Genomic DNA, 25,863 nt, shown 5'->3' on the forward strand with positions numbered 1-25,863 from the left:
CAAATAACCGTTTGGCAGACTTGCTCTCTTTTAGAAGAGTCGTATTCACTTTTTGAAAATAAAGACCATGAAAAAACTTTTTATCCTCCTATCCGCAGTGCTTTTTACAGCTACTGCATTTGCTCAAGACGTAGACATTCAATCTAGTAATGCTAACACTACTACCGTAAGAGTAAGGTATACCACTGCCGGAACTCACTCTTTAGATGTAGGACTTGGTGTAACCTCCGCCAATGTATCTATGTGGGGAGGCGGTGGCGGCGGTGCTTCTAGTGGTGCAAGAGTACTCTATGATGAAGCTTCAGTTCTATTGCATTCAGGCGGTGGTGGCGGTGGTAGCAATTGGGCTGGTGGTGATGTTATTCTTAATTCAGGTAGCTCATATCCTTTTACCGTAGGAAGCGGTGGACTTGGTGGCCTTGGAGGTGGAATAGGTTCTAGTCCTAATCCTGGTAGTAATGGAACGGCTTCTAATTTTAGTAATCTGGTAATTTCTCCTGGTGGATATGGTGCGGTCATATCAAATTTAACTAACGAGGGTAACGATGGTGGAAACCCTGGAGATGCCCCAACTCCGCTTAACAGTTACGAGTCAGCTGCTAAGGGTTCTCCTGATTATTCTGTATTTGGAGGTAATGGAGGCAAAGCAGGCAGTGGTAGGTACGGAGAGTCTGGTTATAATATTTTTGGCAGCATTGGAATGTACCACGGTGGTTGGGGTATAACCACAGGAGGTAGTAATGGAGGCAAGTTTATTTCGGCTGGTACAAACCCTGGTTATGGAGGCGGAGGTGGAGCCTGGGCTGGAAATGATATTGTTTATGAGCTTATACAAAACGTTATTGGAGAATTAACAGGTGGTGATGAACTTGGAATAATCATAGATGAGTTTTGGGGTTCTAGCATAACACAAGCCACCACTATTCAAACCTCAAATGGTCCTGGTGGAAATGGTGCAGACGGAATGGTAGATTTTTATGTCACTTATTCCACCTATAAACTATCTAGCATTAATGTAGATGTTGCTTGTGGAGCTAATAATACTTCAGCACCAAGAACGGTAAGACTATCTTCAAATACTATGGAGAATGGCACTTACGGTCTTATGTACACTATAACAGACCAAAATGGGGGCGGCATTCAAACCCTTTCTACAAGTACTGTTTTTACCAACGGAGAAAGCAGTTTTCAAACACCTTCCCTTGATTTAAGCGGCTCTTATAAAGTTACGGTAACTCAAATAAATTCTGGTAATTCTTGCTTAAACGAGCTTTCCGAAAATAATACAGCATTAATTCAAACGGCTCATTCAGGGAATGATTGGACCAACAGGCCTCTGTTCCCCGGCAATGGTCGTGAAGATGCTGTTTCTTTTATCATCAATAATAAAGCATACGTAGGTACAGGTTTTGATGGCACTTCATATTACAACGATTTTTGGGAATTGGATTTAACTACCAATGTATGGACTCAAAAATCCCCATTTCCTGGAACAGCAAGAAGTATGGCTGTTGCTTTCACCATCGGAAATAAAGGATATGTAAGCACAGGAGCGAATAGCTCAGGACGTTTTAAGGATACTTATGAATACGACCCTATTACCGATTCATGGTTACAAAGGGAAGACTTCCCTGGCACTCCTCGCTCGGGTGCGGCAGCTTTTACCATTGATAATTATGGTTTTGTGGGTACAGGTTTTGACGGTTCCTTTAAAAAGGATTTTTACCGATATGATCCAAGTACCAATAGCTGGACCGTAAAAGCAACGTTTCCAGGTCAAGCAAGGCATGAAGCTGTTGGTTTTTCTTATCTTCAAAGAGGGTTTATTGGTTCAGGGTCAGGGACTTCTTATCTAAAGGATTTTTACTACTATGATTCAAATAACAATCAGTGGAGGCCATTAGTGAATTCATGGACACCAGAACTAACAGGAGCTGCAGCTTTTGTCATTGGTAGCAAAGCATATTTAGCAGGAGGGAGAAACAATAGTACCATTCAAAACAAATTATATGAATTAGATTTATCAAGTGTAACTGAAGCTTCAAGTCCCGACTGGATAGAAAAAGCTACGCTGCCCATACCATTAAAAGGGGCTGTTGGGTTTAGTGATGGCTTAAGAGGTTATACAGGTGTTGGTATTTCCAACTCATCTTATTCCCAAGGTTTACAAGAATACTACCCATCTTCGCATTTCATTCAAATGGGAACACTCCCTAAAAGCCTTTGTGCTGGAGCCACATTTGATGTTCCATTTACAGTGGGCTGCAACAGCTTTGGTGCTGGAAATACCTTTAATGTGGTAATAAGTGATCGTTTAGGAAATTTTGCCAATGGTTCTATCATTGGAACAAGAACAGGAGGAAACACAGAGCCTATCACAGTAACCATACCAAGTACTATTTCAGCGGGCTCAAACTATAGCATACGAATAGAAGCAAGTAGCCCTAGTGTGTTTAGTAGTGATAATGGAGGAGGAATAGTCATAAATCCACTGCCAGAGCCAACTCAAATGCATGTAAATGCTAGCGGATTCATTTCTTGTAGCGGTGGGCAGATTAATTTGACAGCAATCAATAGTCTTGGAAACGTCACTGTAGACACTTCCCTTGTGTTGGATGAAAACTTCAATAATGGTATAGGAAATTGGACACAAACCAACAACAGCTACGCTAGAAGCACCACTTACACTACAGGTAATAACAGCACGGCTTCCTATGCTCCAATCACAACTGGAGAAACTGATTCTGTGAAATTTGCGGTAAGACCAAGTGGTTATAGTTTTACCAATGTGAATTCAGTATTAATAGGAGGCCAGTTCAGTGGCTATGAATTAAACACAAAAGTGATTACTACAGCAGATAATTCTTCTTTTTTGCTTAGCAAATCTAACTATCCTTACCTCTCCTATATACCTTACGGTTCATACTTTGACCCTAACAATCCTGCCAATAGCGATGCAGATGTGATTTGGTGGGATAAATCTATATACGGCGATATTATTCTGCAAAGCCCTGTATTTAGTTTGGTGGGTTATGATGCAGCAGAATTGAGTTTTCAAGAAAGAATTTCTGAAACACAACGCGACCTTGAGGTCTCTGTTGATGGTGTTAATTGGGTCGTTTTAAATGCTGGTCCATTTACGCTGGGTGAAGATACAGATGTGTGGGTTGACAGAAAATACGATTTGACGCCATTTAGCCAATCTCCAAATGTGTTGATTAGGTTTAAAACAATTTATGAAAGGAACGAACTTCCTTTTGTAGCCATTGATAATTTTAAAATTGAAGGTTATAAAAATAACCAAAACTACGCCTGGACTTCCAGTCCTGCAGGTTTTACTTCTGACCTTCAAAATCCAGTAGTGAATCCTACGGTAGATACCAAGTATTTCTGCACCACATCAAATAGTTATGGTTGTAAAAGTATCAGCTCCATTGGAATAGATTCTGTATCCGTAAATGTGAAGCAACCTTCAGATAGCACGATTGACGTAGCTATATGTCCGAGTGAATTACCGTTTGTGTGGAATGGTCTTAGTTTAGATTCTGCTGGTACGAGCAGTGTGCTGCTAACTAACGTTGCTGGATGCGATAGTATCGTTACTTTAAATTTATCGCTAAAACAGGAACCAACAAATAATCCTATAGCAAATACCCCAAGTGTTTGTAATACGTCATTGCCTATAAGTTTATATGTAACCTATCCTTTAACGCAATCAACAAATACCTACCAGTGGAGTTCTACGCCAGTAGTGGACCTTAATGGCCCGTTGCATAGTCTTAACCCCACGGGTGTCTTAATTACTGAAACTACTAACTTTCAATTAACTGCTAATGATGCAGTTACGGGCTGTTCAAATACCAAAGAATTTACTGTTACAGTCAACAATTCCGGAGTTCCATTTGATTTAGGAACCATTCCGGTTACCATTTGTTCCAGCGAATTGCCATACACTTCCTATGGAATGACGTTTAATGGAACGGGTACACAAACGAACACTTTTACCGCTGAATTTGGTGGTTGTGACACCACAGTAACAGTTGCATTGACCGTAAGGGACGCAAGCTTTTCTAACATAAAAAAAACCATTTGCGAAAGCGAACTACCTTTTACCTGGAATGACTTAGTATTTAATAGTGCTGGAAGCCAAACGGCAAGTTTTACGAATTCGTTGGGTTGTGACAGCACCGTAACATTAAATTTATCAGTAAGAACTGGTCTAAACTTTTCAGGTTATACAAGTATTCAAAAAACACCGGTAAGTTGTTTTGGGGGGAATGATGGAAGTGCACAAATAAACATTACCGACGCCCCTTCACCTGACCCATTTAGCTTTAAATGGGAACAAGATGGCTCTGTTTCAAATACAGACCAGGGTTCAACACTTTCAGGACTTATTGCAGGAAATTATACCTGTACCATCACAGATATAAGCAGTTGTAAAACCATAGTAGAAGTTGTTATTACAGAACCTGATAGGTTGAGAACAGGTTTAAGTATTTTAGAGGCTAAACCTTATTTAAGTGGCACTAAAAAACGAGCAAATGTTGATGGTGGAACATTTCCGTATCAATTTGAATGGTCGCCTTCTGGTGGAAATTCAGCAGAAAGCGATTTGTTATGCGTAGGTAATTATTCGTTTTTAGTAACAGACGCCAATGGTTGTACTGCTTCTATAAACGATATTAATGTCATTCAAAACCCAGCTTTAGAATCAGTGACGGTTCATCGTATTTGTAATACAGATTTCCCTTACACTTGGAATAATTTAACAATAGAAAAAACTGGTACCTACTCCGTTAGCCTCACATCAGCCACTGGCTGTGACAGTATTGCCGTTTTGAATTTGTTACCAAGCGAACCGAACATTTCGGAATTATCAGTGCACCAAACTATTTGCGAAGGAAGTTCAATTGATTTGTTTTCAGAAACAACTTTAAATGACAGTACCGTCATTTGGGCGGAAAACTTTAATGCTGCATCAAACGATTGGCAAACTTTCTTTTATAGTTCAGTAGGTAATATAGCCGCTTCCAGATGGAGTTTGCTGAATTATGGGTACTGTCACCCATTCTATATAGGTAGTAATGACGGGTCACAGTTTTACAATACCAGCAGCTTTTATCAAAATGGAAGTGTAACCACTCAACCGGGTGAAATCACAAACACACAATTAGAATCTCCATCATTCAGTACAGTAGGAATTTCAAATCCTCATATTCGATTCGAGCATTTTCTGTTCTCAGGTTATGAAAAAGATTCAATTAGTATGCAGGTTACAGATGACAATGGCTCAAGCTGGACAACCGTTTACAATGAGAATCCAACAATTAATATTGGAGATTGTCGAAAATTTGCCACAGAACTTGTATCTCTGGAAGATTATGTAAATGAACCCAATCTTAAAATAAGGTTTATTTATTATGCCGTGAATGGAAATAGCTGGTCCATAGATAATGTAAGTCTTATATCTTTTGAACCTATTACCTACGCATGGTCATCAATACCATCTGGATTTATTTCAAATTCTGAAAGTCCTGGACTTGTTTCTCCTACAGTTTCTACCACCTATAATTTAACAGCAACCAATACAACTACCGCCTGTACCAATAGTCAAAATGTAAACATTACAGTAAGGCCTATAATCAATACAGTTGTCTCTGACAGCATTTGTACTGGTGAGACTTATGTATTTGAGGGAGATACACTGACCGCAACAGGAACCTATACCAAGTCCTTATCTAGTATTGCAGGCTGTGATAGTAACGTTACTTTAAATTTAAAAGTAAGAATGCTTACTAAAATTGATTCACTCGCATTTACCACAACAAATGTTACTTGCTATGGTGGTAATAATGGAACAGCTAGTGTGCAAGTATATGGCGGTACGGCACCATTCACTTATAATTGGCATGCAAGTGGAGGTACTATGTCATACGCTCCGAGTCCTATGCCGCAGGGGCAATATACGCTTACCGTCAAAGATGTAAATCAGTGTGCAGCTACAGCAACAGTTGCCATTTTTGAACCAGATACGGTTTTAGTTTCCATGCACCTTAATTTTTCTCAGAATAATGCGACTGCAGATGTAATTGCCAGTCCATCTGGAGGCACCGCTCCCTATTCGTATGCTTGGCTTCCTAATGTATCTGCTTCTGATACGGCAAAAAACCTTCAGCCTGGCATTTACAGTGCTATAGTTACTGATGCTAATGGCTGTATTTCTGAAAACAGTATTTTGGTACCTGATATATCAGTAGAACCTTCTACTACCTTTATAAGAATGTGTACAAGCTCATTACCCTATTCATGGAATGGCTTAGTTTTTACTGAAACTGGAGCCAAAACAGCTGAACTTACAGCGGCTAATGGAAGTGATAGTTTGGCAACCTTAGTTTTAGATGTATTTGCTCTTAAAGACTATGTAGAAGTTGGCGTATTACAGCAAATAAATTGCTCAGGCAATCAAAATGGTAGTGCGTTTGTAAGTGCCTTTGGAGGCCAAAGCCCCTACATATTTTCTTGGTCAGAAAACGTAGGTAATAATCGCGACCTTCAAATAGTAAATAACCTTGCTCCTGATAATTATATTTGTACCATAACAGATGCCAATAGCTGTGTGGCGGTATCTGACACTGTCACCATTACTCAACCTACCCCTTTAACGGCACAGGTAGTTCCTGGAAGTTTACAGAATTGTGGGCTTACTTATATAACTGCATCTGGCGGAATTAAACCCTACAGTTATTTTTGGGGAGATGAAAGTGGAGGAACTGATTCAATAGCACCTCAAGGTGTACCTGATTATGTTAGTTTAGCTCCATTTGTAACTGACGCCAAAAGCTGCACCTATCAAATAGGTTCAACAAGTATCACATACCCTCTTCCATTAAATTCTACTACCGATTCTACGATATGTTCTGGAGCACTTCCGTTGAAATGGAATGGGCTCACTTTCACAAGTGCAGGAAGCAAAACTGCTTCTTTAAATTCCTATTTTGGATGTGACAGTTCTGCCACTTTAAATCTTTCAATAGCCGATACCATCAGAACATTGGTAGACAAAACTGTTTGTGAAAATAATTTACCTTACGTTTGGAATGGGTTTACCTTTACAGAGGCTGGCAGTAAAACCTTATACTTACAAAACGGGGCCGGATGCGATAGTAACGTTGTCCTTAGACTTTCTGTTAATCCTAGCCAACTAGGGAGTGTAGTGGCTACTGCATCAAACACTAGTATTTGTCAAGGTGAATCAGTCGACTTATATGCTTCAGCATTTCAGGACCCTCCCTCTACTATATTAACGGAAAACTTTAATTCAGCTACTAATAATTGGACTCAGATTAACCTAAGTACAGGTACCGACCCTGCTTCTACGGCATGGTCGCTCAAACCATCTGGACATAGCGAATACAGTAAAACCTTTTCAAGTGGGGATAATAGTCAATTTTACTTTTCTTCCTCTAATTCCAATAGTGGCAGTGGTGATACAACAAAGTCTATTCTCCAATCTCCCGCTTTTAGTACAGTAGGATACAGTGCTGCTACATTGTCTTTCATATATGACTTTTACAATTTTAATAATGGAAACTTAAGAGTTTTGATATCGAGTGATAGCTTAAATTGGACTTCTGTGTTTACAAGAAGTTCATCTGCTAATAGTAATTATTCTACAACAACCCCTACCATTATAAATATAGGAAATGCCTTCCTAAATAAGCCCATCGTCTATGTAAGATATCAACTTTATGGGACCCATTATCAAGGAGTAGCGGTGGAAGCTTTTATTGATAATGTAAGCATTACAGGTACTCCTATAGCCACTACATACAGCTGGCTGTCTGATGTAGGTTCTTTTAATTCAACATCAAGGAACCCTACAGGAGTTTCGCCAGCACAAACTACCGTATATACCGTTACGGCATCTACAGGAGCAGGTTGTGAGTTTACAGACACCGTAAATCTCACTGTGAAAGAAAAGACAAGTTCTATAACTACAGCCAGCATATGTTCGGGAAGCTCTTACGAATTCAATGGAACGACTTATACTTCAACAGGTGATTACGAAGCTATTCTTACCAATAGCGTGGGTTGTGACAGCACTGCGGTTCTACAATTAACGGTAACACCATCAGTGGTACCTACATTGGAGTCGTTTACTGCCTCTGCTACTCTTTTTAGTCCTGGTACAGCAGTTACATTCACTGCGGTTCCTAACGTACTAGTAAATTCACCTTATTATACTTGGTATAAAAATGACATTCAAATTAGCCAATCAGCCAATAATGAATTGGTTCTTTCTGACCTAATTACAGACGACGCTATTAAGGTGGCTATCTCTAGTACGGCTGCTTCATCGTTTTGTCAGCAGGGCTCCAGCATGAGTACGCCAATCATAGTACTTGTTTGTGATTCTTCCAGTTCAACAAAAAATGCTGTCATATACAACGGTGAATCTTATGTATTCAATGGCATCACTTATACCACCGCAGGTAATTATTCTTATACCACAACCAATGCTGCAGGCTGTGATAGCATTGCCTATTTAAACCTATTGGTCAATCCAACAAACCTGCCATCTGTAAGTATTTCCACGCCATCGACGTATATAAAATCTGGAACTGCGGTTACATTTACCGCACTACCTGAAAATGGATTAACGGCACCTACCTATCTGTGGAAGAAGAATGGAATTGATGTTGGCACCAATAGTACAACTTATGTTGATTCTAACATTTCGAATGAAGACACCATAAAAGTGAGTATGGTGGTAAATGCACTTCATTCTACGGATACGGTAACAAGTAATCTCATAGTCATGTCAATTTATGAATGTACAAATTACCTAAAGCGTGATCTTACTCTGACCTTTGCAAATTCAGCAACCACTGCTGCTTATGGAAATCCTTATGTATATAGTGGTGGAAAAAATGGGACAGCTTCCTGGTCGAGATCAGTCTGGGCTAATAATCGATTTTATGACCAAGAAGTCTATTGGGATGGAACCAAATGGTACTTTACACAAAAACAGCGGACATATCCTGGTGTCAATGTGTTGTATTCAAATAGTACAGGGTCCATAAATTTTATACCTAGTGATGGTTGGGTGGGGACTACGGGCGGTGGTCTAACCATCACAAATGGCTCAGGTGCTTGTGGTTTAGTGACTACAAGTACGAGCTCAGTAGACAGTACAATATGCAGTACTGATTTACCCTTAACCTGGAATGGTTTAACCTTTAATGCCGCAGGGTCTCAAACCGCCACTTTAGTAAATGCTATTGGCTGCGATAGCCTAGCCACATTAAACTTAACATTGGAAGCAGAAAATACCATCACTTTTTCATCTGCTACTGGCACTAATGCACAAAGCCTGTGTATTAATACAGCAATAATCGATATAACTTACACGACCACTCTTGCCACAGGTGCCACCGTGACTGGCTTACCAGCAGGAGTAAGCGGTACTTGGGCAAATAATGAAATTACTATTAGCGGTACACCAAGTGAAGCTGGCGTGTTTACCTACAGCATAGCCCTAACGGGTGGCTGTGGTCCTAATATTACAGTTGGTACCCTAAGTGTTGGCACATCCGCTAAGCCACTATCGGTTTTGCTTACAGCCCCAATCTCGACTAACGACGGCGTAACCCAGGCAATAAGTAATATTACTGGTACAAATAAAATTCTCCAACCCAACGGAAAAGCCGAGTACCAAGCAGGAAATGCTATTATGTTAAACCCTGGCTTTGAAGTGGAGAATGGTGCTGTTTTTAAGGCCGAGATTAAGAACATATGTGTAAACTAGTCGAGTGCGAGCTCTCTATTCACATTCGAAAGAAAAAGTAAATTAGGTTAGAAGCATTAGAGCACGGACCAAGAGTAAAGCTTGGTCCGTGATTTTTTTTGACAATAGAAGGGACCAATACTTCAGCCGAATCTTTCAAGCGAGATATACCACAGTACCTAGCTAAAAGCATTTAGATCCAGATTTAGAGCTGTCAGGAGTATTGATTTCTTCCTTTTTAGGCTATGTCAAATTTATGCTTAACAAACTCATCTCCCAGATTTTGTTCTTGACCCATTTTGTGCTTGACCCCAGGTTTTGTTCTTGACCCACCTTTTGAGCCACAATCAAATACCATATAACAAAAAAAGCCCACCTTTCGGTGAGCTTTTGTGACCTCGCCAGGATTCAAACCTGGAACCTCTTGAGCCGTAATCAAGTACTCTATTCAGTTGAGCTACGAAGCCATTCCTTAAATAAACGAAAATACTTTCCTTTATTTCGGACTGCAAAAGTAAGAGTATTTCTATTTTAACGCAAACACTTTCTCAATTTTTTAACTCATCTAAAAGGTCAGGATTAATCGTTTTATAATGCTGCCTTAATTTTAAGATGATTGAGAGTGCCACAGCTACCTCAGCAGCAGCCACTATCATGATAAATAAGCTGAACAATTGTCCTTCAAAAGGGTCTGAAGCATTTCTAGCTAATGCCACAAAATTAATATTGACAGCGTTTAGCATAAGCTCTACCCCCATTAGCATCATAATAAGATTCTTTTTGGTTATTAAAACCGCAAAGCCTAAAGCAAACAAAATGGCAGAAACGTATAAAAAATAGGTACTAGCAATCATGACTTCTCTCTTTTAGCAATGTAAGATGCTCCTATTAAAACCACCAATAATAAAACTCCAATCATCTCCAATAAGGCAACATGACTAGTCATAAGGTGCATTCCCAAAGCATTTATATGATTAACAGCTCCATAGCCTTCTGCATCATTAGCCATTTTTAAATTAAAAATCATCAAACCCAATCCTCCAGAAATCACAAAAGCAATTAGTAAGGATAAAAGATTATTGACATTTATTACTTCAAGGGCATCTCCTTTATTTTTTCCGTTAGCAGAAAGCATTATTCCAAAAAGAATAAGTATCAAAACGCCACCCACATAAATCATTATTTGTGAAACAGCTATAAATTCGGCATTTGCCAATAAAAACAAACCTGCCACACCTAAAAGTGATGTCAATAAGCCATAGGCTCCGTAAAGGATGTTTTTAGTGAAAAATAAGTAAGCTGCTCCACCAATAGTTATCAAAGCAAAAATGCCGAAAACTATCTGAGCTAATAAATCGGCCTCTAATATTTCCTGAAATAGCTCCATCTAATCTTTTTTAGGTTTCATGCTAGGCTTAAATGGCATTTTAGCCGCAGGTTTCTTTTCAGCAGACTCCTCACTCTTTGGTTTCTGTGTTGGTTTGAAAGCGGGTTTCGCCGTAGGAGTAAACTTTGGCGTAGCTTTTACTTCTGCCTTATTATCTACCTCCTCCGTCTTTGGTTTCTGTGTCGGTTTGAACGCTGGCTTTGCTGTCGGGGTAAACTTTGGCGTAGCTTTTACTTCCGCTTTATTATCTACCTCACCACTCTTTGGCTTCTGTGTCGGTTTGAAAGCTGGTTTTGCTGTAGGTGTAAACTTTGGCGTAGCTTTTACTTCTGCTTTATTATCTACCTCCTCACTCTTTGGTTTCTGTGTCGGTTTGAACGCTGGCTTAGCTGTCGGGGTAAATTTTGGCGTAGCTTTTACTTCTGCTTTATTATCTACCTCCTCACTCTTTGGTTTCTGAGTTGGTTTGAAAGCGGGTTTCGCCGTAGGAGTAAACTTTGGTTTAGCCTTTACTTCCGCTTTATTATCTACCTCTTCAGTCTTTGGCTTTTGACTTGGTTTGAAAGCTGGCTTAGCACTTGGGGTAAACTTTGGACTCGCTGGCTTAGCCGATGGCTTAAATACTGGCTTTGGTTTATCTGCTGCTTCATCTGAAGGTTTCATTCCTGGCTTAAAGGCAGGCTTTCCAGCAGAAGGTTTAAATACTGGTTTTCCATCTCCAGCAGGTTTAGCACTTGGCTTAAATACAGGACTTCCTGATGGTTTTGCTTTTTGTGAAGGGCTAAACACCGGCCTTCCAGCTGGCTTATCTGATGTTTCAGTTTTGGCAGCTATCTTTTGTTTTTCCGCTTTTAAAGCTTCTTTCTCTGCCACAAATTGATCATACAGGTCTCTTTTCTCTTGTGCCTCTTCCTCTGAAAGGTTAGCAAAAGCAAAATTAAGATCGGTTACATCTACCACAGAATAGTCGTATTCGCTATTCATGGTTAAACATTCCGTAGGGCACACGGTAGTACATAAGCCACAGAAACAGCATTTAGCCATGTCTATGTCAAATTTAGCCGCATGAAGACGCACAGGGGAGCCATCAGAAGTATTTCTGATGAGTTCTGGAGACTTAATAGCCTCTATGTCAATACAGTCTACTGGACAAATTTTCGCACATTTGTCGCAAACGATGCAATCATCGATTTCACAATCCAACTGATTCCTACCATGATCTGGAATATCTATTGTTTGATGAGGATATTGAATTGTGACATGACCTTTATCTAATTCAAAAAAGTCTGGATCTGATATCTGCTTTTCAGCTCGTGAAAAACGTGCGTCAGCCAAATGTTTTAGCGTAAGACTCATGCCCTTGGCAGTAGTCTTTAAACCTTTCTTGATGTTTCCGAAATAGGACATATCACAAAGATAGGACAAAGATAATTTAAATTTCATTAATCTACTAAATTGATAGACTAAGTTCTTTTAAATCTAAACCAGAGAGCCCTTTTTGACAGATAAAAACTTAAAATCACATTAAAAAAAACGAAAATTGCCCCTATAAAGACCTTACCTTTGTAAAAAATTAGAGGATAAACACCTTTCAGTATGTATAAAGAATTAACCTTAGTATTAGACCCCGAAGTAGCTTTAGATGAAGAAAACCTAAAAAGCTTTCTTGGGAAAAAGCTAAACCTTACAGAAACCGAATTCTTCCATAGAGTAAGAAGACAGTCTGTAGATGCTAGAAAAAAACAAGTCAAAATAAATCTTCAAGTAGAAGTCTCTTCTTCTCCCCTTCCACTTAACATCGATTTTGAAAAGAATTACCAAAACGCAAGTCAAGCCAAACAAGCCATAGTTATTGGTGCTGGTCCTGCAGGTTTGTTTGCCGCTTTAAGGCTCATAGAGCTTGGGATTAAACCCATAGTACTGGAAAGAGGAAAAGATGTTCAAGCCAGAAGAAGAGATTTAGCTGCCATCAATAAAGACCACATTGTTAACCCTGACTCCAACTATTGTTTTGGTGAAGGTGGTGCCGGAACCTATTCTGATGGGAAACTTTATACACGTTCAAAAAAACGAGGCGATATAAAAAGAACCTTGGAAATTTTAGTGGCTCATGGTGCTACGGAACAAATTCTGGTAGATGCACATCCACATATTGGTACCAATAAGCTTCCAAAAGTAGTTTCAGAATTAAGAGAAAGTATTCTAGGTGCCGGAGGCGAAATTCATTTTGACACAAAGGTTACCGACTTTCTTCTGACAAATAAAGAACTGACAGGAGTACTTACAGAAAATGGCGACACTTATGAAGGTGCTGGCGTTATACTGGCTACAGGTCACTCTGCTAGAGATATTTATGAACTGCTGCATAAAAAAGGCATTCTGATTGAGAATAAATCCTTTGCTATGGGCGTAAGAATAGAACACCCACAAGGTTTTGTAGATAGCTGCCAATATCATAAAGAAGAAAGAGGTATTTTGCCTGCAGCTTCATACTCTTTAGTTTCACAAACACATTATAAAGGTGTTAAAAGAGGCGTTTTCAGCTTCTGCATGTGCCCGGGAGGCTTTATAGTTCCTGCCAGTACGGCACCTGGAGAGTTGGTGGTAAACGGCATGTCACCGTCTAGGCGAGATTCCTTTTTTGCCAACTCAGGCGTGGTGGTAGCCATTAACGAGCCCGACTGGAAAGCTTTTGAACAACATGGACCTTTAGCGGCTTTGGAGTTTCAGAAAAGTGTAGAAAAGAAAGCATGGGAAGTAGCTGTAGCCAATAGCGATACGCACAAAAAAGATTGTCAATTAGCTCCTGCACAATTAATTCCAGATTTCTTAAACGGAAGGGTTTCTAAAAAACTGAATGAATCTTCCTATCAACCCGGACTTGTAGCTGTTGATATGAATAAAGTATTACCACCAAACATTGCGGAGCCTTTAAAAGAAGGAATTATAGCCTTCGGCAAAAAAATGAGAGGCTATAATAGTAATCAGGGCCAATTAGTTGGCATTGAAAGTAGAACCTCCTCCCCTGTCAGAATTCCGAGAGATAGGGAAACTTTAGAGCATTTAAGCACCAAAAGGCTGTTTCCCTGCGGCGAAGGTGCCGGTTATGCAGGTGGAATTATAAGTGCAGCCATGGACGGAGAGCGTTGTGCTGAGGCACTTGTTAAAATTTATAAGTAAGGAGACTTTCGCAAAGCCTTAATATTCACGAAATTTGTTTCAAACAGAAAAATTTGAGTTACCATTCTTTTGTATCTTCCTTAGAAACAAAGCTTCAAGAGCCGCTACCCGGCCATGCGGAGTTTATGAATAAGAATGGATATGATCTTAATAAAAGAGCTCAACCTGATTTTAATAGAATTAAAAAAAGTGCTGTACTAATAGCCTTTTACCCACACCAAGAAGACATTTACCTTCCTTTGATTTTAAGACCTCCTTATGACGGTACGCATGGCGGTCAGATGGCTTTTCCTGGTGGAAGAATGGAAGATTTTGACGAGTCTTACGAGCGAACTGCACTAAGAGAAGCCGAAGAAGAAATTGGACTTAAAGCCCTTGATGTCAATATTATTGGCACATTAACAGAGGTTTATATTGCCCCGTCTAATTATTGGGTGAAACCTATCATAGGTACATTAGATTATAAACCGAGTTTTTTCCCTGACAAAAGAGAAGTAGCTGCCATTCATCAAATACCTTGGTCTGAATTTTCTATTCCTGAAAGGTTTCAGAAAAGAACCATTCAAGTAAGAGGAACTACCATGGTGACTTCTGGCTTTGAAATTCAAGGTCAATGGATATGGGGAGCCACAGCCCTTATGATAGCAGAACTGATGGAAGTTTTGAAAGGTTGACAAAAGACTAAGTTTAAGTATATTGGAGTTGAATTATTAATTACATCGTTTAATTAAGCGTTAATAATGCTCCGACTCAGCCTCGTAGATGACCACGAAATCTTCCTTAAAGGCCTTAAAAGCTTACTGACAGGCAAGCCCAACATTGCTATAATTGACACTTTTAATTCAGGAAACGCTCTTTTAGAAAAGCTTCCTCTTCAAAACACGGACGTACTTTTATTAGACCTCCAACTACCCGATATAGAGCCAGAGCTTTTGCTCAAAAAGATTAGAGCTATACAGCCCAACCTCAAGATTCTCTACCTAACACTAATCAGAGGAAACAGGTATTTTAACAAACTAAGTAAGATAGGTTTTCAAGGATACATACTTAAAGACAGCCCTGTGGAAATACTGCTAGATGCCATAAGAATGGTGGCTAGTGGTGAGGAGTATTTTGGAGAAAGGTACAGCAACAAAACTGCTGTAAACACCGCTACCACGCCAGGAGCACAAATCTTAAACCTACTAAGTCTGCGAGAAATAGAGGTTTTAAAATTAGTAACACAAGAGCTTTCTAGTGCCGAAATTGCTCAGCGATTGTTTGTAAGTGTAAGCACTATAGACAGCCACAGGAAGAATATCATGGTGAAACTTGGGGTTGACAATATTGTGGGTTTGATAAAAATTGCGGTCAATAATGGATTGATATGAGAAAACTCCTACTCTTATTTGCTTTAGCTAGTTCTTTGATGGCTTCCGCTCAAAAAATTGACATTGCCTATGTAGACAGTCTCATCTATTTCACGCAGTATTTAGGTATGGATGAGTCAAAATCAGATTCTTTGATTTTGATGGCAGACGAAATTGAGGAAAAGGGTTTTAGCATTGACTATAAACTAGGTGCCATTTACGGCTATAGGTTTAAAGGCTGGGCTTACGACTACAAAGGAGATTATGATAAGGCCATTGAGTATATGCTTAAGTTTTTGTCGGTAGCACAAAAGGAAGGCTTCAAAGATGAAATAATAATGGCTTACGGTGATTTGGGAGGTCTATACTCATTTACCGAAAGGTACCAAGAAGCGAAAAACATATTCTTAAAGGCGGTTCAAGACGAGAGTTTTCGCAAAAAACAACCGCGAAGACTTTCTACATTTTATAATAACCTAGGTGCTACCTATACTAAGCTTGGCAAAAAAGACAGTGCATTGGTCATGTACAAACGGTCTTTGCAGCTGAAAGAAGAAACTGGCGACAGCCTTGGAATGCTGAACCTAAAGACCAACCTATCTTCTTTTCTAATTCAAGAAAACAACTTTAAGGAGGCCGAGAAGCTTATATTAGAGAACATTGGTTTTTGCAAACTGATTGACAAAAAAGGAGACCTCTGGCATAATTACATTAACTATGGCTCGCTCAGAAACAAGCAAAAAAGGTTTAAAGAAGCCGAACAGCATTTGCTTAAGGCCAAAACAATAGCCGAAGACTTAGACAATGACCCTTTTAGAAAAGAGAGTTATCAAGCTTTAGCTCTGAATTATGAAGAGCAAGGGAAATTCAAAAAGGCTTTGGCCATGGAACAGGCCACAAAAGAGGTATCTGAGAAAATCTTAAATCAGCAAACCAACGATAAAATTAGCGAGCTACGTGAAACGTACAACTCGGAAGAAAAGGAACGCGAAAACAAGCTTCTCAATGCGGAGTTGACCGCAAAAAAAACGCAACAAAATCTACTAATACTGGGCTTAATCATGGTAGGTCTTCTCACAGGTGTTATTGCTTTCTCCTTGCGGAAAAACAGAATCAAAAACCGCCAACTGGCTCATCAAAATAATTTGATAAATCAGCAAAAAGATAAACTTACCGAGCTAAATGAGGAGAAAAACTCCCTTATAAGCATAGTTTCGCATGATTTGAGAAGTCCATTTAATAGCATTGCTCTCTGGAATAATATATTGAAAGAAAACCTAGAAAGCTCACCTTTAAAAGTAGCCGAAGCCACCGAGATGATAGGCAAAACGGCAAGCTATGGACAGCAGATGATTAATAACATTCTAGATATTGAAAAAATAGAAATCAATACGCATCAGCTTGCATTAGCCGAGATTGACCCCATAGCATTAAGTACTGCCTTGATAGAAGATTTTGCCCCTGCGGCATCTGGAAAAGGCATTAAGATTAACTTTAAAGCTGAATTAGATAAAAGCCAAAGAATAGTTACCGACGCATCTTTACTTAGAAGAGCTTTGGAAAACCTTATTTCAAACGCCTTAAAATTCTCTCATTCTAAATCTAAAGTAGAAGTACTTTTAGCGAAGGAAAATGAGACTATTCTTTTCAAAATCAAAGATTACGGTGTCGGTATTCCTATAGCTGAGCAAAGCCAACTTTTTACTAAATATGGGCAAACCTCCGCATCTCCTACTTCTGATGAAAGCTCTTCTGGGCTTGGTCTGAGTATTGTTAAAAGAATAGCCGAAGAACTAGGCGGAACTGTTTCTTTTGAGTCGCAATTAGGGAAAGGCTCGGAGTTTACCTTTTCTTTAAAAGCCTAATATCGAAACGTTTGTCATGATTTTGGTTCAAAATATCGCTAAACGAAATCACTTATATTAATAAATGTTGCTATTAATATTTCGATCCTCTGGAGCTATTATATCAATTCTTAGTTGGTCTCAGGTTTTTGAAAATAAACGGTTTAAAACCCCGTACTTTGCTCAGCAATTTACTCATAGCAAAATTTGAAAGACCTTTTACTCATAACGCCTCCATTTACGCAGCTAAATACGCCCTACCCTGCCACGCCTTACATTAAAGGTTTTTTAAACACAAAGGGTATTTCTGCATTTCAAATGGACTTGGGCATTGAGGTTATTTTAGCCCTATTTTCTAAGGAAAACTTGGCTAGCATCTTTGAAATGGCTTACGAAAACGACACCATTTCTACCGAAAATGCGGAGCGTATTTATTGCCTCAGAGAGGAATATCTAAAAACTATAGAAGAGGTTATTCATTTTTTGCAAGGGCATAGCCAAACATTTGCCAAACAAATTTGTACAGAAAACTTCCTTCCGCAAGCCAGCCGTTTTGAGCAAATCAATGATTTGGAATGGGCTTTTGGTAGCATGGGCGACCAAGATAAAGCCAAATATTTAGCCACCTTATACTTAGAAGACCTTTCTGACTTCATAAAAGAATGTGTAGATGAGAATTTCGGTTTTAGCAGATATGCGGAAAGGCTAGGAAGAAGTGCGAATGCCTTTGACGAGCTTTACGATTACCTGCAAGGCGAATTAACGCTAATAGATGAAGTTTCTCTGGAAATATTGGAACAAAGAATTCAGGAACTCGCACCTAAACTTATTTGCTTTTCGGTGCCATTTCCTGGCAATTTATATAGTGCTTTTAGATGTGCTCAGTACATCAAAGAAAACTATCCGCATATTAAAACCGCTATGGGTGGCGGCTTTGCCAATACTGAATTAAGAAGCGTAAAAGACAAAAGAGTTTTTGAGTTTTTTGATTTCATCAGTTTGGATGATGGCGAATTACCGCTAGAACTTTTAAGTCAGCATGTTTTAGGCGATCAAGAAAAACTAGAACTGAAAAGGACCTTTCATTTACTAGATGATGAGGTAACTTATACCAACAATAGTCCGAAACCAGATTATAAACAAGCACAAGTAGGAACGCCAGATTATAGCGATTTATGGCTTGACAGCTATATCTCGGTAATAGAAATAGCCAATCCTATGCACAGCCTGTGGAGTGATGGCCGCTGGAATAAACTCACCATGGCTCATGGCTGCTACTGGGGAAAATGCACTTTCTGCGACATTTCATTAGACTATATCAAACTATATGAGCCTATAGCCGCCAAAATTCTGGTAGACAGAATGGAAGAACTGATAGAACAAACTGGCGAAAAAGGATTTCACTTTGTGGATGAAGCTGCTCCGCCAGCACTGATGCGTTCGTTGGCTTTGGAAATACTGAAACGTAAACTGGTGGTAACCTGGTGGACTAACATAAGATTTGAAAAGAACTTTACGGCAGACCTCTGCAAACTTCTAAAAGCTTCTGGTTGCATTGCTATTTCGGGTGGTTTAGAAGTGGCATCTGACCGACTTTTAGCTTTAATAGACAAAGGTGTTACCGTAAAACAAGTGGCTCAAGTGACCAGAAATCTCACAGAATCTGGCATTATGGTTCACTCCTACCTGATGTATGGTTATCCTACCCAAACCATTCAAGAAACGGTAGATAGCTTAGAAATGGTGCGTCAAATGTTTGAATTAGGTGTGCTCCAATCTGGCTTTTGGCATCAGTTTGCCCTGACCGCTCATAGCCCTATTGGGCTTAAGCCTGAGGCCTTTGGTATAGTGGCAGATTATCAGGATATAAGCTTTGCTAATAATGACGTCCAGTTTACCGACAGCACGGGCATAGACCATGATAAATTTAGTTTTGGACTGAAAAAGTCGCTCTTTAATTATATGCATGGCATCTGTTTTGAATACCCACTTCAAGAGTGGTTTGATTTCAAAATACCAAAAACCACAGTTCCCAAAAACTTGATAATGGATGCCCTAGATGAGCAAGATGCCTTCCTTTTAAAACCAAATACCAAAATAGTTTGGTTAGGTTCTGAGCCTTCCGTTTTTAAGAAAAACGCCAAGAAGCTAAGACTTCTTTTTCACACAAAAACAGATGCTTTTGAAGTAGATTTAGGTACAGAAAACGGTAATTGGTTATTAGAGAAGCTGAATGACCTAAAACCCGAAAACGGAAAACTCCTAACCCTACAAAACCTCAAAGAAGACTACGAGCAGCAGTACGAAAACTTTGAACTATTCTGGTATTCCAAACCGATACAGGTGATGAGAGAGAATGGGTTGTTGGCTTTGTGATTATTAAGCACTAGGCTTGTCAATAAACAACTTCTGCTCTGGATGTATTATTAGATGGGTTATTTAGGAACTTAAATACCGCAGAGTCAGCAGAGCTAGACTCTGCTAGGGGAAAATGATTCTATATTTTGTTTTAACTTATATATCTCCTTGTCTTTTAAATCATTTTCTTTCGATAATTCATAGTTCAAATAAGTTATATATATAGTAATAGCAGCATACACGGCACTTATAATAATCTTAGCTACAGTCCAACTGTTACTTAGTATTAAATTCCATTTCTTATTTCTTTCTTCTCTTACATATCCGCCATTTTTAAGAAAAATGAGTCCAGAAGAATTTAAATCATAAGAGTATTCACCATCTATTGTAATATTTTTATCGTCAAAAAGTCTGCCACGCATTAATAATCCATCTGACTCCAGCTTATCTATTAGTACGAGAAGCAAGCCCTTATTATCGTAGTATTTACCACCTTTTTTAGTGAGTTCATGTATTGTAACATACCCCTTCCAATCATTAATGGTAGTAAGCAATTCATCAAGACGGATTAGTATATCATTCACGCTTAGTTCAGTCATAAATAAATTTCAAAATATGATTAATACAGTTATTTTAGAAGAGGTGAAAACTTATTGGTTAAACCTATCGGATTATTAGATTATGTAGCTATACACGAGAACAAACTAAATAACATCCACGGACTTCAATGTTATGAATACTTTTACGAGTCTTCTTAATGCAGCATTAAAGAGATAGAGGGCATTTTCTTAGCTACAGATATGAGTTAGCCCAAATTATCTTTTTTTGAAGAATTAGGCTTTGATACTGGAGTATCGACACCATGTATATTTCTAACATAATAATCTGGGGGTTTACCTGCTCTTATTTCTTTAACAAGTTCTGCCCTAGATAAAGATATTTCGAAGCGAGTGTTTCTACCAGTTGGTGTTTCTTTTGTAACTTTTATTTTAGCCATAGTATTAATTAGCATTTCAGCTAGTTTTAATTTTTGGATTATATACTAAACAAGTGTGCCCCTTTTTTCTTGAATTAGATTACACACTTATTACTAATGGTGTTTCCATTAAATAACAGTAAGCTAAAAATTAGATACCAAGAAAAATGAAGCTATCATGTAGTTTAACTCTCTAAAATTAAGAGCTTTCTGCGAAGGGAACTAGTACCCTGAAAAAGTTTATAAATTATAGATCTTAGGCCCGCAGAGTCAACAAGCTAGACTCTGCTCATGGAAAATTGTTTTTTGATATCATTTTAAGCAAACCTCTATCAATTCTATATCACGGTTTACAGAGAGGCTTAGCATGTCGTTAATTCTTCTTTTTGATACTTTTATAAGCTCGTCATTATTTAGTTTTGCTTGCATTCTCCTTCCGTTTCGGTATAAAGATTTCACGCAGCTCATATTCACTACGGCGTTTCGGTCTGTTCTGTAAAAACCGTGGATAGACAGCCGCTGTTCCAACAAACCAATGGTGGTGGCCACTAGCACTTCTTTGCCACTTTTGAAGAAAATTTGTGTGTAGTTTTCTCTGGCTTCTAGCTTTAACAAGTCTTCTGGCTGAGCAAAGAGATGCCCGCCTATTCTGATTTTCCGTATTGTTTCCATAAGCCTTAAACATTTGATAATCAAAGTTCAAGAATTACTTAAAGCAAAAACATCGTGTAAATAGGGGTAAATAAACCGTAAAATAGAATTCTAGAAACCATTCCCAGCATCGAGAATAGAACCTGCATGAATATCTAATACCGCTCCATTTACAGTTTCAATTTTATTAGCTTTTGCCCGAAAGGGCTGCTCAACAACTACACTTTTCCCGGCAGGTATAATAACATTTGAGCAATTAGTGGGTACGTAATTTAAGTCCCAGTTTTCATCTTTGAACCAATCATTAGAGAGCGTTCCTGTAAATGTATTAGTAGCCACAGAACTACAAGGCTCCATCTCCTCCCATTCTAATTCAAATGTTTTCAAGGGACAGGAAGGTTTATGGCTTGTGGTAAAAAAGAGTGAAAATGCACCGCTATTTTCTGTAGAACCTGTAAGAGCATTGTTATTAAAAGTTCCTGCCAAAATGCTTAAAGCCGAATCATAATAAAAGTTAGTTTCTAAGGATGAGGGCGAAGAACCCGCTCGGAAGATTGGACTTTCGGCAATTCCCGAAGATATACGACCACTTAATTTCCTTGAAATATACCCTGAATTTATTCCTTGGAAATTGATTGAACCTGAAGTATTTAAGAAAACTCCCCTATTTATCAAATCAGACATTTCATGGATATTATTAAAGGGATCTATATGGTAGTTCTGAATAAGTCCATAATTAACGGCAGAGTCATAAGGTGTAGCTACATTAAAGCTTATTTGAATCCTTACATAAGACTTAAGCACACCACACGAATCATTCGTAAAGCGTCCTCCGGTCATAGCCATTTCCCCTTCAGTTGACTCATCAAACTCTATAAGTCCGTCATTATAAAAATTCCCTGTACTCCAAATACTACGATTAGTTGAAGTAGTATTTGTGAATTTAACCTTATGATTATTTTCAAAGCTACCTTGAATTTGAATCAAGATACTTTCAGAAGAACTGTTCTTGATATTCAAATTCCCATTGTTTATAAACAAGGCTGCGGCAATATCAGAATAAGCTTTTTCTTTGATTTTCCGAAACTCTAGCGTTCCATTATTTTCTGTATATCCTCCAAAATTATAAATGGCTTTAGGTATTCTTTTTAATAAAATCATACCATTATTTACCAGGCTATCAAAATTCCCAATAGCGTAGTAATAGCTCGTATTAGAAGTAAGACTATCCAGAATGAGCTCAGCATTACCAGTTTGTTCTAATTTTCCAGAAACAATATGTATTCCATACACATAATTAATTACGCCCGAACCACTATCATGCCCTAAGTTTGAGAGGAGAAAAGACCCATTATTTTTGAATAGGCCGTGCTTTTTAATGGAGAGAGCGGTGGACTTATGAGCCAAATCCATTTTCAATGTTCCATTATTTACAAAAGTAGAGCTATCCACATTGATAATTTGCTCAAAAGGTGCATTCAGCGAGTCAATAAGAATTATCCCGTCATTATAAAAAAACGAATTCTGGGCTAAATTGATTGATTTATAACCAGTTTCGAAAATATAAAGGGTGTCTTCATTTACCATTGTGGCCGAATCGCCTAAGATGGAAATAACGGTAGCAGCCGAATTCTTAATGTAATTTTTATTGACTAAAGTCCCTCCGTCTTTTATCTCAATTAAGCCATTCAAATTCATTATACCCGTGGTACTATTCTCAAATTTGGCTTCATTACCCACAACTTGCAAGCTATGAACCTGCATTCCTACAAAACTGAACTCGCCTTGGTTTTCAACATAACCTTGGCCCGAAACTAATAAGACGGATAAGCTGCCATCATGGTAATAAAGCCCCTTATTCAGGAAAGTGCCTGTGTTAGCAAAAGCTTGAGCATTGGTATAATAATGAGTCTTGAAAGTGCCATTGTTTTGAAAAAAGCCTTCATTATTGATAAATTCAACATGGCAAGTCCTCAAATCTACAATAGCATTTTGTGCCACAGTAAAAGTGCCTTTATTACTTATCCCAATCTCATTAACTCTATCTGTTTGAATTAGTCCAAACCCAAGGTTTTGTAAACTTTGGCCCAAGCCTACCACAATGCCGTTAGTTCCCGCGTCCTCTATCAAAAGGTCACCTCTATTGATTAGATTACCACCTTCTAAGTCACATGAAGTACCAGTGGAAAAGGCTATTTTAAAAGTGGTGCCTGCGGATATACGCAGGTAGTTATTTTTATCAATTTCCAGACTTTTAATAGTCACACTAGCTAGCGTCATTGATACACTATCCTTTGCAGGATCTGAGGCCGCAATAAGAACATCATCTGTACTTTTTGGAAGTGTAAAAGTGTTCCAATTATTAACATCAGACCAAGACAGGCCATCACCGTCACCTGTCCAAATAATGCTTTAAGCATTGACTAAAATGGGCAAACTCATCAGAAGCAACATCATGATCTTTTTCATGATTAAAGTTACTATGCTGAACATTTAAATGCCATCGTGTAAATAGGGATTTATTGACCGTAAAATGGAAAACGTGCCGTTATAGCTTTGACACCCTACTACAAAAAAAGCACCTAAACAGATGTAATAGGTGCTTTCAAATGGTCTACCAAGAAGAGAGCTTATATTTTATCTGCCATAATATGATACGTTGGGTCTTCCAATACGTTTACCTCAATTATATCATCGGCATTTTTCAATAACAGCTTACAGTCAGGGCTCAAGTGGCGTAAATGCACTTTCTTACCCACTTTCAAATAGCGTTCTGTAATTTTATTTAATGCTTCAATGGCCGACATGTCAACCACTCTACTCTCTTTAAAATCAATCACTACCTCGTCTGGGTCGTTAAGAATATCAAACTTCTCATTAAAAGCGGTTACCGAAGCAAAAAACAATGGACCATATATTTCGTAATGTTTTACGCCTTGCTCGTCTATTGATTTCCTTGCTCTAATACGCCTAGCACTATCATACGCAAAAACTAATGCCGCTATAATTACACCCACTACTACGGCTAAAGCCAAATTATGCAGAAATACCGTTACTAAAGTTACTGTTACCAAGACAAAAATATCCGATTTAGGCATTTTATTAAATGTCCTTAAACTGGCCCACTCAAAAGTCCCGATGGCTACCATAATCATTAAGCCAGTAAGAGCTGCCATGGGCAATTGCTCTATCAAGCTTGCTCCAAACATTACAAATAATAATAAGGCCACGGCTGCCACTATTCCTGAAAGCCTAGCCCTGGCTCCGTTTGAAATATTGATAAGGCTTTGCCCCAACATAGCACAGCCTCCCATACCAGAAAACATGCCTGACAAAATATTGGCAGCACCCTGAGCCACCGCTTCTTTATTACCTCTACCACGCGTTTCGGTAATTTCATCAATAATATTTAAGGTCAACAAACTTTCAATTAATCCTACACCCGCCATGATAGCTGCATAAGGGAAAATCAAAACTAGGGTATCAAAGCTGAAAGGTACATTAGGGATATGAAATGGAGGAAAACCACCCTGAATAGAAGCAATATCTCCAACCGTTTTGGTGTCAATTCCAAAAACTAAAACAATTCCAAAAACAGCTAAAATGGCAACCAGCGAAGCAGGAATGGCTCTAGTAAGTTTAGGCAATCCCCAAATTATAAGCATAGTGAATAATACCAAACCGAGTAATATATATAAAGACTGCCCTGTCAACCAATTTCCTGAGGCATCTTTAAACTGGTCTAACTGAGACATAAAAATGATGATGGCCAAACCATTTACAAAACCGAAAATCACTGGATGAGGTACTAATCGCATCAATTTCCCTAACCTAAACAATCCTGCCAAAACTTGAATGATACCCGCCAAAATCACCGTGGCAAATATATATTCAGGCCCATGAGAGATAGATAAGGCTACAACCACCACAGCCACCGCTCCAGTAGCTCCTGAAATCATGCCTGGCCTTCCGCCCAATATTGAGGTGACCAAACCCATTACAAAAGCCGCATAAAGCCCGGTTAGCGGAGACAATCCTGCTATTAAGGCAAAAGCTACAGCTTCAGGCACTAAAGCCAAGGCCACAGTTAAGCCTGATAAAACCTCTGTTTTATAATCGATTTTTTGTTTAAAGTCGAATAAGTTTAAATACTTTTTCATAGTAAAAACACTATAAATGAATTAACATTTATATAAATAAAATTTAATGAATATAATGATTTAGCTAGCTCTGGTAGAGCTATAAAGGTAGGTCTGAAATAGTATGCTAATGCGGATTAGCCACAGGCAAATTCAAAATGTATGTTGTTTCTTTCCTTATCATTCTTA

Annotated in this window: 14 protein-coding genes and 1 tRNA gene; 6 read left to right on the forward strand and 9 right to left on the reverse strand. The window is 38.6% G+C overall.

All coding sequences use genetic code 11. The annotated features are described in order from the left end of the window. Window positions 1–67 precede the first annotated feature (67 nt). On the forward strand, window positions 68–9,811 hold the full coding sequence (locus AC0L6O_RS17355) for a Kelch repeat-containing protein (RefSeq protein WP_473304141.1): 9,744 nt from the start codon (window positions 68–70) through the stop codon (window positions 9,809–9,811). A gap of 372 nt (window positions 9,812–10,183) precedes the next feature. Here the strand turns inward: AC0L6O_RS17355 and AC0L6O_RS17360 are convergent. From AC0L6O_RS17360 to AC0L6O_RS17375, 4 genes are all read right to left on the reverse strand, one after another. Then, window positions 10,184–10,257, reverse strand: a tRNA-Arg gene (locus AC0L6O_RS17360). An 81-nt stretch (window positions 10,258–10,338) separates the two neighbouring features. Continuing rightward, window positions 10,339–10,644, reverse strand: a complete 306-nt coding sequence (nuoK, locus tag AC0L6O_RS17365; RefSeq protein WP_473304142.1) for an NADH-quinone oxidoreductase subunit NuoK — start codon at window positions 10,642–10,644, stop codon at window positions 10,339–10,341. Next, window positions 10,641–11,177, reverse strand: a complete 537-nt coding sequence (locus AC0L6O_RS17370) for an NADH-quinone oxidoreductase subunit J family protein (RefSeq protein ID WP_473304143.1) — start codon at window positions 11,175–11,177, stop codon at window positions 10,641–10,643. The genes nuoK and AC0L6O_RS17370 overlap by 4 nt, the downstream gene beginning before the upstream one ends. Beyond that, window positions 11,178–12,620 carry a 4Fe-4S dicluster domain-containing protein gene (locus AC0L6O_RS17375; protein ID WP_473304145.1) on the reverse strand — a complete coding sequence of 481 codons (1,443 nt, stop codon included), beginning with the start codon at window positions 12,618–12,620 and terminating at the stop codon, window positions 11,178–11,180. 153 nt (window positions 12,621–12,773) lie between these two features. On the opposite strand from AC0L6O_RS17375, the gene AC0L6O_RS17380 reads away from it, so the two are divergent. The 5 genes from AC0L6O_RS17380 (at window position 12,774) to AC0L6O_RS17400 (ending at window position 19,926) form a co-directional block, all read left to right on the forward strand. Next, window positions 12,774–14,357 (forward strand): NAD(P)/FAD-dependent oxidoreductase, encoded by a 1,584-nt coding sequence (locus AC0L6O_RS17380; RefSeq protein ID WP_473304146.1) that lies wholly within the window; start codon window positions 12,774–12,776, stop codon window positions 14,355–14,357. Between the two features lie 53 nt (window positions 14,358–14,410). Then, window positions 14,411–15,031, forward strand: coding sequence for an NUDIX hydrolase (locus tag AC0L6O_RS17385; protein ID WP_473304148.1), 621 nt, complete (start codon window positions 14,411–14,413; stop codon window positions 15,029–15,031). A gap of 66 nt (window positions 15,032–15,097) precedes the next feature. Next, window positions 15,098–15,727 carry a response regulator gene (locus AC0L6O_RS17390; RefSeq protein WP_473304149.1) on the forward strand — a complete coding sequence of 210 codons (630 nt, stop codon included), beginning with the start codon at window positions 15,098–15,100 and terminating at the stop codon, window positions 15,725–15,727. Next, on the forward strand, window positions 15,724–17,571 hold the full coding sequence (locus AC0L6O_RS17395) for a tetratricopeptide repeat-containing sensor histidine kinase (RefSeq protein ID WP_473304151.1): 1,848 nt from the start codon (window positions 15,724–15,726) through the stop codon (window positions 17,569–17,571). The genes AC0L6O_RS17390 and AC0L6O_RS17395 overlap by 4 nt, the downstream gene beginning before the upstream one ends. A 186-nt stretch (window positions 17,572–17,757) precedes the next feature. Next, window positions 17,758–19,926: a B12-binding domain-containing radical SAM protein gene (locus AC0L6O_RS17400; RefSeq protein ID WP_473304152.1), complete on the forward strand. Its 2,169-nt coding sequence runs from the start codon at window positions 17,758–17,760 to the stop codon at window positions 19,924–19,926. A gap of 95 nt (window positions 19,927–20,021) precedes the next feature. Here the strand turns inward: AC0L6O_RS17400 and AC0L6O_RS17405 are convergent, their stop codons facing one another. The 5 genes from AC0L6O_RS17405 to AC0L6O_RS17425 form a co-directional block, all read right to left on the reverse strand. Next, window positions 20,022–20,507, reverse strand: a complete 486-nt coding sequence (locus AC0L6O_RS17405) for a hypothetical protein (RefSeq protein WP_473304153.1) — start codon at window positions 20,505–20,507, stop codon at window positions 20,022–20,024. Window positions 20,508–20,713: 206 nt separating this feature from the next. Next, the gene (locus tag AC0L6O_RS17410; protein WP_473304155.1) at window positions 20,714–20,905 is read right to left on the reverse strand and encodes a hypothetical protein; all 192 of its coding nucleotides are present in this window, start codon (window positions 20,903–20,905) and stop codon (window positions 20,714–20,716) included. A 291-nt stretch (window positions 20,906–21,196) separates the two neighbouring features. After that, window positions 21,197–21,556 carry a LytTR family transcriptional regulator DNA-binding domain-containing protein gene (locus AC0L6O_RS17415; RefSeq protein ID WP_473304156.1) on the reverse strand — a complete coding sequence of 120 codons (360 nt, stop codon included), beginning with the start codon at window positions 21,554–21,556 and terminating at the stop codon, window positions 21,197–21,199. Window positions 21,557–21,646: 90 nt separating this feature from the next. Further along, a complete protein-coding gene (locus AC0L6O_RS17420; protein ID WP_473304158.1) occupies window positions 21,647–23,815 on the reverse strand; it encodes a hypothetical protein in 2,169 nt (722 codons plus the stop codon). A gap of 350 nt (window positions 23,816–24,165) precedes the next feature. Then, window positions 24,166–25,695 carry a SulP family inorganic anion transporter gene (locus tag AC0L6O_RS17425; RefSeq protein WP_473304160.1) on the reverse strand — a complete coding sequence of 510 codons (1,530 nt, stop codon included), beginning with the start codon at window positions 25,693–25,695 and terminating at the stop codon, window positions 24,166–24,168. Between the last annotated feature and the right edge of the window lie 168 nt (window positions 25,696–25,863).

The sequence above is a fragment of the Arcticibacterium sp. GJ41-1 genome (genome assembly GCF_055808875.1).